Origin of the sequence: Shewanella sp. 4_MG-2023 (genome assembly GCF_030548015.1) — a bacterium.
GTDB lineage: Bacteria > Pseudomonadota > Gammaproteobacteria > Enterobacterales > Shewanellaceae > Shewanella.
Window position 1 is genome coordinate 119,647 of sequence record NZ_JAUORL010000012.1, and the last position, 11,122, is coordinate 130,768.

General features: G+C 40.6%; 10 protein-coding genes and 2 rRNA genes. 9 read left to right on the forward strand and 3 right to left on the reverse strand.

Annotated features, from left to right (window positions below; translation table 11 throughout):
- Positions 1–24 precede the first annotated feature (24 nt).
- Positions 25–579: a 1,6-anhydro-N-acetylmuramyl-L-alanine amidase AmpD gene (gene ampD, locus Q4546_RS08955; protein WP_303446128.1), complete on the reverse strand. Its 555-nt coding sequence runs from the start codon at positions 577–579 to the stop codon at positions 25–27.
- Positions 580–900: 321 nt separating this feature from the next.
- On the opposite strand from ampD, the gene nadC reads away from it, so the two are divergent.
- From nadC to mutT, 9 genes are all read left to right on the forward strand, one after another.
- Positions 901–1,779 (forward strand): carboxylating nicotinate-nucleotide diphosphorylase, encoded by an 879-nt coding sequence (gene nadC, locus Q4546_RS08960; protein WP_102475440.1) that lies wholly within the window; start codon positions 901–903, stop codon positions 1,777–1,779.
- Between the two features lie 1,084 nt (positions 1,780–2,863).
- Positions 2,864–3,343 (forward strand): prepilin-type N-terminal cleavage/methylation domain-containing protein, encoded by a 480-nt coding sequence (locus tag Q4546_RS08965; protein WP_303446129.1) that lies wholly within the window; start codon positions 2,864–2,866, stop codon positions 3,341–3,343.
- Positions 3,344–3,887: 544 nt separating this feature from the next.
- Entirely contained in the window at positions 3,888–5,600 is a 1,713-nt protein-coding gene (gene pilB / locus Q4546_RS08970) for a type IV-A pilus assembly ATPase PilB (protein WP_303446130.1), read from the forward strand.
- A gap of 72 nt (positions 5,601–5,672) precedes the next feature.
- The gene (locus tag Q4546_RS08975; protein ID WP_303446131.1) at positions 5,673–6,935 is read left to right on the forward strand and encodes a type II secretion system F family protein; all 1,263 of its coding nucleotides are present in this window, start codon (positions 5,673–5,675) and stop codon (positions 6,933–6,935) included.
- 39 nt (positions 6,936–6,974) lie between these two features.
- A complete protein-coding gene (locus Q4546_RS08980) occupies positions 6,975–7,901 on the forward strand; it encodes an A24 family peptidase (RefSeq protein WP_303446133.1) in 927 nt (308 codons plus the stop codon).
- A 31-nt stretch (positions 7,902–7,932) separates the two neighbouring features.
- Positions 7,933–8,550, forward strand: a complete 618-nt coding sequence (gene coaE, locus Q4546_RS08985) for a dephospho-CoA kinase (RefSeq protein ID WP_102475435.1) — start codon at positions 7,933–7,935, stop codon at positions 8,548–8,550.
- Positions 8,543–9,280, forward strand: a complete 738-nt coding sequence (gene zapD, locus Q4546_RS08990; RefSeq protein WP_303446134.1) for a cell division protein ZapD — start codon at positions 8,543–8,545, stop codon at positions 9,278–9,280. The genes coaE and zapD overlap by 8 nt, the downstream gene beginning before the upstream one ends.
- 40 nt (positions 9,281–9,320) lie before the next feature.
- A complete protein-coding gene (yacG, locus tag Q4546_RS08995; RefSeq protein ID WP_102440041.1) occupies positions 9,321–9,530 on the forward strand; it encodes a DNA gyrase inhibitor YacG in 210 nt (69 codons plus the stop codon).
- Between the two features lie 29 nt (positions 9,531–9,559).
- Positions 9,560–9,946, forward strand: a complete 387-nt coding sequence (mutT, locus tag Q4546_RS09000) for an 8-oxo-dGTP diphosphatase MutT (RefSeq protein ID WP_102531303.1) — start codon at positions 9,560–9,562, stop codon at positions 9,944–9,946.
- Positions 9,947–10,662: 716 nt separating this feature from the next.
- On the opposite strand, the gene rrf is transcribed toward mutT, so the two are convergent.
- Both rrf and Q4546_RS09010 read right to left on the reverse strand, forming a co-directional pair.
- Positions 10,663–10,778 (reverse strand): 5S ribosomal RNA (gene rrf, locus Q4546_RS09005).
- Between the two features lie 155 nt (positions 10,779–10,933).
- Positions 10,934–11,122, reverse strand: a 23S ribosomal RNA gene (locus Q4546_RS09010); the annotation flags it as partial.

An 11,122-nucleotide genomic window follows, 5' to 3' on the forward strand; every position in this document is an offset into this window, starting at 1 on the left:
TATTGGGTTAAAGTAACACTAACATCATGACTTAGCCGTTAATGCAGTTAAATATCTTTGCCAATCAAAACTATCACCAGGATCGGTTTTGCGTCCAGGAGCAATATCACAATGTCCGACGATATTTGCTTGATTAAGCATAGGATATTGCGCAAACAACACCAAGGTTAATTGCACTAATTCGCGATATTGCGCATCGGTATAAGGGTCGCTATCTGTGCCTTCCATTTCAATGCCAATGGTAAAATCATTACAACCTTCTCGGCCATTAAAACACGAAACCCCAGCATGCCACGCTCGGTCATCACAGCTAACATACTGCACTAACTCACCATCGCGGCGAATTAAAAAGTGTGCCGACACTTCAAGCCCGGCAATATCAGCAAAACTTGGATCTGCATCCACCGCTAAACAGCCCTGAAATAAACTATCAATGTGCGGCAAGCCATAACAACCTGCAGGCAAACTAATATTATGAATAACTAAGCCGCTAACCTCATTATTAGGGCGCGGGTTAAAATGCGGTGATGGGCATAGCCGTGCACCTTGATGCCAGCCTGATTTCAATTGTGTATCCATAATTAATAATAAAATCTCAAGTAATGAATTAACCATGCCAGCGTGGCTGCAGTTTGCATTTCAACGAACCATCAGTAAGTCACCATTATCAGTGCCCAAAAAGCAAGCAACAAATACCTACGATAAAAGATAAAAAAGCACCAAGGTTCGTCGCTGTAAAACCTTAAAATAATATTGCCCTAGCAGCCAACACAGTAACAGTTTGACTGCTATATTTTAAATTAACAACTGTGATAAAGTAATAGGCATATTGTTTCTCATTTTTTAAACATTGAGTTGGCCCAAGCAACTCAATTTAGTTGTAATTTCAAGGACATTCACATGATTGAAAATGACATCCGTCATGCCGTTAAAGCTGCACTTGATGAAGACCTAGGCCATACGCCAGCCCAAACCCCGCAAGATATGCTTAATGCCGATATTACCGCGCAACTTATTCCAGCAGATAAACATGCTGAAGCGGTGTTAATCACCCGTGAAGAAGGCGTTTTTTGCGGAAAAGCATGGGCAGAACAAGTATTTAATCAGCTCGGCGGTGATGTAGCCTTGCATTGGCATGTGGATGATGGCGACTTATTGGTTCCCAACCAGGTGTTATGTGAATTATCAGGCCCAGCAAGAGCCATCTTAACCGGTGAACGCACCGCGATGAACTTCATCCAAACCCTATCTGGTGTTGCCAGTCTCACTAAGCTTTATGTTAACAAGTTAGCTGATACCCACACTAAACTGCTCGATACCCGCAAAACCATTCCCGGCCTGCGCACCGCGCAAAAATATGCCGTAGCTTGTGGTGGCGGTAAAAACCATCGTATTGGTTTGTTTGATGCCTTCTTAATCAAAGAAAACCACATTATGGCCTGCGGCAATATTGAATTAGCAGTACAAACAGCCCGACAAGTAGCCGCTGACAAACCAGTTGAAGTGGAAGTAGAATCAATCGCCGAGCTAACCCAAGCGTTAGAAGCAGGTTCTGACATCATCATGCTCGATAATTTTGATGTCACCATGATGGTAGAAGCAGTAGCACTTAATTCCAGCTATTTAGATCAAGGTAAAGGCGCAAAGCTGGAAGTATCCGGTAATGTCACCATCGACACCATTGCAGACTTTGCCAGAACCGGTGTTGACTACATCTCAGTTGGCGCACTCACTAAGCACGTTAAAGCCTTGGATTTATCCTTACGCTTTAAAAACTAATGTTAAGCTGAGCTTGATAAATCATTAGCCCAGTTAAATAGCAAGATAAGTCAGTAATCGCTAATAACAATCAAAACCAGCTATTTATAGCTGGTTTTTTTGCTCGCACTAAAAGCTTAGCTAAATAAGGCTGACTAAATAGACAGCGCAATGGCAGCCTTACAACAATTGTAGCCTTACTATAAGCCCTGTAGCTTGAATCAATAGCCACAAAGATTAAACTGGTGCCCACCTTTGACCTTTTAACCATTTGTCCTTTAACCTTTGACAACTATCTCCCCCTAAGGGCTTAAATAACCTCCCTTAAAAGCTCAAATAACCTTACCACCAGGGCTTAAATACCTACATAAATCAAGCGCTATAACCTTACATTTTCTATGGTGTCATTTTTTTGACAAACAACAACCAAAGTCAAATTGACTAAATAACCGACTAAAAGTGTCAATAACGTGCTGCAAAATCATTACAAACAGCAGCTTAAAACAACATTTTTATCTTTTTAGTTAAAAAACTCGCCACAAGCTATTCCATTTCCAGCAACTTTATACTAACGTTTAGCTTGGATGAATGAAGTATCAGATTTAACTTTTAATAATCAGCTTTTCAACATGTTACAAATGTAACATTGAGTGAGCGAAAAATGATTTTTAAAAGAACAATGATAAATCAAACATTTTGTTAACAAACTGACCTTGCAGCACTTTGTTGACCCTAGTTACAGATTAGATAGCAATTTGTTAATGACTAGCCTATTCTGCTTTCGAGGTATTTAGTTGGACATATTGGTTTTACTGATCCGTTTTACAAGAACGGCTTGATTGTTCTTGATGAAATCATTCATTTAAAACCCTTTGTAGTTTTTAACAGTTATCACAGTCAATTGGGCCAAGCTAGTTAAACCGTAAGTTAAACCCTAAGTTCTGCCCAGTAGACTGTAATGTAAACAACACTAGTAAATTAATGCCGACAGGTTGTGGTGACTAGGACACCACTCATAACAATTAAGGGCCTTTAACTGTTATGAGATTCAAGGATGACAACAAACCCGACGCAACACTAAAGCATCATAAGAGAGAGATAAAAAATGAAAAGCATTAACCAAATCAAAAACGCTAAGGGTTTTACTCTTATTGAATTAATGATCGTAGTTGCGATTATCGGTATTCTTGCAGCAATCGCATTGCCTGCTTATAAAACCTACACTCAACGTGCAAAATTCACTGAGGTTGTTCTTGCTGCGACTCCAGCTAAAACCGCTGTTGATATATGTGCACAAACAGGTTCAAATTGTAACGCGTTAGCTGAAGATAACACTGGTTGGGCTGCTGGGGCGAAAGTTGCCTCTGTAACTATTGATGCAGAATCTACATGGGATGACGACAACGATACTACAACTCCAGAAGTACCAGACCCTACCGCACCAATCGTTATTACAGCTGAATCAGTTGGTGAACCAACTTTCACCGGAGGTCCTTTCACCTATATTCTAACAGGCACACCAAATGCTGGAGGCTCTATGGATTGGAAAGCCACCGGTACTTGTCAAGAAGCAGGTTTGTGCTAATAATTTAGAATTAGAAAGATTGAATCATTCAGTCTTTCTTAATTATTAAGCTTAACCTTCTATAAAAAAATTGGTATGCCAAATAAAGACTTTAGCATTGGTTTACCAATTTTTTATAAAAGCATTATCAAGTAAAAGAATTTGTTATATGGCAAAACTTACATATTGATGTCTCTGTATTTAATATCGACTTACTCTTAAGTTTGTGAGGTATTAAATGATAGCAAAGCATCAGTATATGATTTGTCAATCTCCTTTTCTCCACTTAATCGAACGCGACTTTAAAGCTTAAAATCTAGATTTAAACGGCTAATTTATTCTTGTGATAGCAGAAAGTGAGAAATAATTAAACCTATAACTGCCGCAAAACGGAGTCTTTTAACGATAATATAATTAAGGAGTGCCGCACACAAATATGCTTCCAATTTATGAAAGCTTTATACTGACAGCTACATCGACTTCAAGTACACTTATTTGAACGTTATCAAATTCAACACCCTGTATTACTGCTGGTTTTTGTTAATACCCACTATGAGTAGCTTTTATGCCTGCAACTGCGATTAATCTTGGTCTGTCCACTTTATTCATCCGTAAAAATCTCCTCACTGAAGGGCAAATATCAGCAGCTATCGCAGATTCACGCAAACAGAAGCAATCTTTAGTCAGCACCATTATTAACGATAAACTATTATCAGCCCGAGAAATTGCCGAGCTGTGTTACGAAGAGTACGGTTCGCCCTTATTAGATTTAGCCGAGTTTGATTTAGCCAATATTCCCGAAGAGTTACTCAATAAAAAGTTAATAGCCAGTCACCGCTGCCTGCCGTTATTTAAACGCAGTAACCGTATATACATTGCCACCTCTGATCCGACCAATATAGCCGCCCTCGAGGACTTTCAATTCAGTCTCGGTTTACACGCTGAAGCCATTATTGTGGAAGATGATAAGCTAGCTATCGCAGTTGAAAAGCTGCTAGAAGATGATATTTCCAATCTCAGCCTAGACGGCATGGATGAAGAGGCCCTTGCTGACATTGAAATCACCGATACCGATAAGCAGCATCAAGAAAAAGAAACAGAAAGCAGTGATGATGCGCCGATTGTTATTTACATTAATAAAATCCTTACCGATGCCATTCGTAAAGGCGCCTCAGATTTACATTTTGAGCCCTATGAAAAGCGCTATCGCATTCGTTTTCGCATCGACGGTATTTTGCACGAAGTATCTGAACCACCGGTTAATCTTTCTAACAGGCTATCCGCTCGCTTAAAGGTGATGTCAAAGCTTGATATTGCCGAGCGCCGCGTGCCCCAAGATGGCCGCATAAAAATGAAACTGTCACGCACCAAATCAATCGATTTTCGTGTCAGCACCCTGCCCACTATTTGGGGCGAAAAAATTGTAATGCGTATTTTGGACTCATCTTCAGCGCAATTAGGCATTGAAAAGCTCGGTTATGACGATGACCAACGTGAGCTTTATGAGCAAATGCTCGCCAAACCTCAGGGAATGATATTAGTAACAGGCCCAACGGGTTCTGGTAAAACCGTATCCCTATATACTGGGCTTAATATCCTCAATACTGAAGAACGTAATATTTCCACCGCTGAAGATCCGGTAGAGATTAACTTAGAAGGCGTTAATCAGGTTCACATTAATCTAAAAGCCGGCTTAACCTTCGCATCTGCATTACGCTCATTTTTACGTCAAGACCCTGATGTGGTCATGGTGGGTGAAATCCGTGATTTAGAAACCGCCGAAATTGCCATTAAAGCTGCCCAAACTGGTCACTTAGTATTATCGACTCTGCATACTAACTCTGCCGCTGAAACCTTGACTCGTCTGATTAACATGGGCGTGCCCGGTTACAACATCGCCAGTTCGGTGAACCTGATTATTGCTCAGCGCCTTGCCAGACGCCTATGCCCTGAATGCAAAGCACCTGAAGATGTGCCCGAGGCAGAATTAAAACGCCTAGGCTTTACTGACGAAAATATAAGTTCTAACTTTACGGTGTATAAACCTGTCGGCTGTGAGCATTGCTCTGGCGGTTATAAAGGCCGTGTGGGTATATATGAAGTGATGAAAATGACCGATGAGATTGCCAGAACTATTATGGAAGGCGGTAACTCACTGCAAATAGCCAAACAGGCCAAGGCCAATGGTATGCGTGATTTAAGACTCTCAGGCTTACTTAAAGTCACCCAAGGCATTACTAGCATTGCCGAAGTGAATCGTGTTACCAGTTTTAACTAAAGCAACCAAGCAGTTTTATAACAAATTGCTTAACAACAGAATTGTCAAATAAAAACAAAAAGGATTTGCTTGATGGCAACTGCAACCCTAAGAAGAAAGCAAAAGAGCAAAAAAGATATCAAGCACCAACCTAAGGTGTTCACTTTTGAATGGAAAGGTGTCAACCGTGATGGTCAACGTACTTCAGGTGAATTACGTGGCAGTACTATTGCAGAAATACGCAGTATTTTAAAGGCCCAAGGTGTCACGCCTAAGGGAGTGAGAAAAAAGTCAGTCTCTTTGTTTAAATCTGAGAAAAAGATCACTGCAATGGATATTGCCATGATCACTCGTCAAATTTCAACCATGCTGTCAGCGGGTGTACCACTAGTCACCACCTTTGAACTGCTTGGCCGTGGCCATGAAAAGGCCAAAGTGCGAGAGCTACTTGGCACAATTGTTACTGACGTTCAATCAGGCATACCATTATCCGATGCATTAAGACCCCATAGACTCTATTTTGATGACCTCTATGTCGATCTCGTCGCAGCGGGTGAGCATTCAGGCTCATTAGATGCTGTGTTCGATCGCATTGCCACCTACCGCGAAAAAGCTGAACAATTAAAATCTAAAATAAAAAAAGCCATGTTCTACCCTGCGGCAGTAGTGGTAGTCGCGATTGCGGTAACCGCTTTATTGTTATTATTCGTAGTGCCGCAATTTGAAGATATTTTTAATGGCTTTGGCGCCGAACTACCTGCGTTTACCCAATTAATTATCAACATTTCTCGTTGGTTACAAGGCTCTTGGTATATCTTTGCCATTGCCATTATTACTGGTATTTATTTGTTTAAACGTGCCCATCGAAACTCACAAGCGTTTCGTGACCGAGTGGATGAATTGGTACTAAAAATCCCCGCTATTGGTGACATTTTACATAAAGCCACCATGGCAAGATTTGCTAGAACATTAGCTACTACCTTTGCCGCCGGTGTTCCCCTTATCGATGGTTTAGAATCTGCAGCTGGAGCCTCAGGCAATGCTGTGTATAAAAAAGCTTTACTAAAAGTACGCCAAGAAGTGATGGCAGGCATGCAAATGAATGTCGCTATGCGCACCACCGGTTTATTTCCTGACATGCTGATTCAAATGGTGATGATCGGTGAAGAATCGGGGGGCCTAGATGAAATGCTCAATAAAGTGGCTAATATCTATGAAATGCAAGTTGATGATGCCGTTGATGGCTTATCAAGTCTGATTGAGCCCGTTATGATGGTAGTAATTGGTACTGTCGTTGGTGGTTTGATTGTTGGTATGTACTTGCCAATTTTTGAAATGGGTAATGTTGTTGGTTAATACCACAATTTAAAATAGTTAAATTAAAATAAGAATCAAATGACCGAACTTTTCGAAATCTTTACCACTAGCATGAGCCAAACTCCTTGGCTCTTCATGCTGATTAGCTTTATTTTTGCGGCCACCATTGGCAGCTTTTTAAATGTTGTCATTCATCGTTTTCCAGTAATGATGAAGCGCGAATGGCAGTCTGAATGTAATTATTACTTATCTGAATATCACCCTGACATAGTAAAAGAGATAGGTGAAACAAGATTAAATAAACCCATTGACCACTTCCCTAAAAAATACAATTTAGTGGTGCCAAATTCTGCCTGCCCCAAATGTAAAACTAACATTAAGGCTTGGCATAATTTACCGGTTTTGGGTTGGATACTACTTAAAGGCAAGTGCGCCAGTTGTAAAACGGCGATTAGTCCCCGCTATCCCATCGTTGAATTTATTACCGGAGCCCTCATTGCCACCTTAGCTTGGCATTTTGGCCCAACATGGCAGTTTTTATTCACCTCCATATTAACCTTTGTGCTAGTTGCCCTTACTGGTATCGACTTAGATGAAATGTTGCTACCAGATCAACTTACACTACCCATTTTGTGGTTAGGCTTAATCATTAACCTCAATGGCGTATTTACCAGCCCTACCGATGCCATTATTGGCGCTGCGGCAGGTTATTTAAGTTTGTGGTCAGTTTTTTGGTTATTTAAGCTGGCAACAGGCAAAGAAGGCATGGGATATGGTGACTTCAAATTATTAGCCGTATTTGGCGCTTGGCTTGGCTGGCAGTATTTACCCCTTATCATCTTACTATCATCATTAGTCGGTGCTATTGTGGGTATCACCCTAATCATTTTTAAAAAGTTAGCCAAAGACAAACCAATTCCATTTGGGCCTTATATTGCCATTGCTGGCTGGGTAGCGTTAATCAGGGGACAAGACATCATAAATTGGTACCTCAGTACTTTATAGACCACCAAAAAATCCTGTGTGAGAAAAAATTATGAGTAACTTCATTGTGGGCCTAACGGGTGGTATTGGTTCAGGTAAAACCACCGTGGCAAACTTATTTGCAGATTTAGGCATCGAACTCGTTGATGCCGATATCATTGCCCGGCAAGTGGTCGCCAAAGGCTCGGCAGGCTTACAACAAATACAGCAGCATTTTGGCGCCAGTGTATTACTCGACACTGGCGAACTTAATCGCCCTGCGCTGCGTGAAAAGGTATTCAATCAGCCCGAACAGAGATTGTGGCTCAATAATCTGTTACATCCCATGATACGCCAGCAAATGCTTCAAGCAGTAGCAGATGCTAAATCAATATATGTAATTATGGTTGTACCCTTGCTATTTGAGAATGGGTTAGATAGGTTAGTCAATACAACTTTAGTGGTGGATATTCCACCACACGAACAAATAGCAAGAACAGCTAAGCGAGATGGTGTTGATTCAACCCAAGTTGAACAAATAATTAATAGTCAGATAGATAGAGAGCAAAGATTACAAAAAGCTGACGCTATCATTGATAATACCCAGACACCTGAAGCACTTCGTCACACTGTTCAGTTATTACATCAGCAATATTTAGATAAAGCATCTCAAGATAATAATAATGAATGATGACCTGATTTATGAGCAACCATTAAACGAAAAAACTAGAAGCTACTTACGCCTTGAGTATTTAGCTGATCAGCTCGAGATACACACAAAATCAGATCATCAGCATCATTGTTTTTACCCATTATTTTCATTATCAGAACTAACAGATCGCTGTGACTATCGTTCCGACATCTTAAAAGATATCGACAAACAACTTATCTTGTTAGAAAAGTGGCATGCTTTACCTCATGTTAATAAAATTCAAATCCAACGTATTATTGATCAGCTGATTCAAGCAAAAGCACCGCTACAAACCAACGAAAGAATAGGTTGCCATTTAAAGCAAGACAGATTTATTGCCGCACTAAAACAACGATTTGGTATGCCAGGTGCTTGTTGTAATTTCGACTTACCGCAACTGCATTTCTGGTTATCAAAACCATGGGATGAAAGACAGCAAGATTTAAAAACATGGATAGCCCATTACCAGCCCATTTTAGAACCCATTAAAATACTCCTCGATTTAACGAGAAGTACTGCAGAATTTAGAAGCGCTGAAGCTGAACAAGGTTTCTTGCAAGGAAACAGTCCACACCCTCTGACACTTGTTCGAGTAAAAATCAAAAGCAAAGAAGGTTGTTACCCCACAATTAGTGGTCACAAAAATCGCTATGCCATTCATTTTGTCAATTTTGACAACCAAAAACATACTGACAAAAAAGTAAAATTCAAACTGGCTACTTGCAACTAAATTCTTTAATATCACCAAGAATTTTACAGCGAGGAATCTTATGTCTATTTCAGTTAAATGCCCAATCTGCCAGACTCAAGTAGAGTGGAGTCAAGAATCTAAATTCAAACCATTTTGCAGTGAACGTTGCAAATTAATCGACCTCGGCGATTGGGCCAGCGAAAAACATGCTATTCCCGTTAAGCCAGAGTTTGACCATGAAATGTTAGATTCTGAAGGTTTTGACGAAGGCGACTTCTTTAAACACTAATCACCTCCTCCACTCAAGCGAGCATTCTAATGAAAAGAGTCAATGTTGCCGTCGGCATAATCATCAATGACCAACAACAAGTTTTATTAGCTAAGAGGCACGCACACCTGCACCAAGGTGATAAGTGGGAATTCCCAGGTGGTAAGGTCGAAGTAAATGAAACGGTCTCACAAGCATTAATTAGAGAGCTAAAAGAAGAAGTAAACCTAACAGTTAATACAACTGAGCCTTTTATGGTCATTTCACATGATTACCCAGATAAGCAAGTGCTTCTTCAGATCCACCTAGTGAAAGACTTTACAGGCACTGCCAGTGGTGTTGAAGGCCAAAAAATTGAATGGGTTAATAAAACCAATCTAACTAGTTTTGATTTCCCTGAAGCCAATATCCCCATCCTTAATAGGTTACTCGCGTAACAGCAACAGTTCCATCGCTATTAGAAAGTATATAAAGCACTATGTTAATGAGTGCTTTAATCAATTATTCTAAACAACAGTGAAACCACAATCCTTTAGCTGCTCTAGCTATGTAATTCACAGACACCACTAACAATTGTTTATAGCAAAAAAATCATAATAGATATCAGCCACTAACTCATGTTCACTATTATCCTAAAAGCGAACAACAATAGCCTTCTTAATCCAGATTAAGCGCTTGGCGCTATTTAGCTGCGGATAAGTATTTCGCGTTTCATGTTTGTATAAAGTGTTGCTTTATAACCACAGACATTACCCCCCTACTTTTACATGGGGATTCGTCCACACTCACCACTCACCACTCACCACTCACCACTCACCACTCACCACTCACCACTCACCACTCACCACTTACGATATTATCTAGCAGCTAATAACTCAAGTTATCAGCGTTAGGATTTATTCTTTTTGCCCCAATACGAAAAAAGCCCTGACTGTTAAGTCAGGGCTTTAACGACTCTCTTACGAGAGATATTAGGCGCTTGGCGATGATCTACTTTCACATGGGCATTCGTCCACACTCACCGCTCACGCTGATATGTTGCAGCTAATGACTCAAGTTATCAGCGTTAGGATTTATTCTTTTTGCCCCAAACGAAAAAAGCCCTGACTGTTAAGTCAGGGCTTTATCGACTCTCTTACGAGAGATATTAGGCGCTTGGCGATGACCTACTTTCACATGGGGAGACCCCACACTATCATCGGCGCGATTGCGTTTCACTACTGAGTTCGGGATGGGATCAGGTGGTACCACAATGCTATTGTCACCAAGCAAATTCTTGCTTTATCTACCGCTATTGCAGTAAATAATAATTCGGAAATCTGATAACTCTTTCGAGATTTTTTTGAGTTCGCACTTCATTAAGCGCTATATATTCTTTCACTAAGTCTGTAACACAGCTTGTATACAAAACCCATTAGGGTTGTATGGTTAAGCCTCACGAGTCATTAGTACAGGTTAGCTCAACGCCTCACAACGCTTACACACCCTGCCTATCAACGTCCTAGTCTCGAACGGCTCTTTAGAGAGATTAAATCTCTAGGGATGACTCATCTTAGGACTCGCTTCCCGCTTAGATGCTTTCAGCGGTTATCGATTCCGAACGTAGCTACCGG

Bases quoted from the DNA above. Each gene is read 5' to 3' on its own strand.
- Q4546_RS08965 (WP_303446129.1), top strand. From the start codon at position 2,864: ATGAAAAGCATTAACCAAATCAAAAACGCTAAGGGTTTTACTCTTATT.
- mutT (WP_102531303.1), top strand. From the start codon at position 9,560: ATGAAAAGAGTCAATGTTGCCGTCGGCATAATCATCAATGACCAACAA.
- ampD (WP_303446128.1), bottom strand. From the start codon at position 579: ATGGATACACAATTGAAATCAGGCTGGCATCAAGGTGCACGGCTATGC.
- Q4546_RS08975 (WP_303446131.1), top strand. From the start codon at position 5,673: ATGGCAACTGCAACCCTAAGAAGAAAGCAAAAGAGCAAAAAAGATATC.
- coaE (WP_102475435.1), top strand. From the start codon at position 7,933: ATGAGTAACTTCATTGTGGGCCTAACGGGTGGTATTGGTTCAGGTAAA.
- Q4546_RS08980 (WP_303446133.1), top strand. From the start codon at position 6,975: ATGACCGAACTTTTCGAAATCTTTACCACTAGCATGAGCCAAACTCCT.
- zapD (WP_303446134.1), top strand. From the start codon at position 8,543: ATGAATGATGACCTGATTTATGAGCAACCATTAAACGAAAAAACTAGA.
- yacG (WP_102440041.1), top strand. From the start codon at position 9,321: ATGTCTATTTCAGTTAAATGCCCAATCTGCCAGACTCAAGTAGAGTGG.
- nadC (WP_102475440.1), top strand. From the start codon at position 901: ATGATTGAAAATGACATCCGTCATGCCGTTAAAGCTGCACTTGATGAA.
- pilB (WP_303446130.1), top strand. From the start codon at position 3,888: ATGCCTGCAACTGCGATTAATCTTGGTCTGTCCACTTTATTCATCCGT.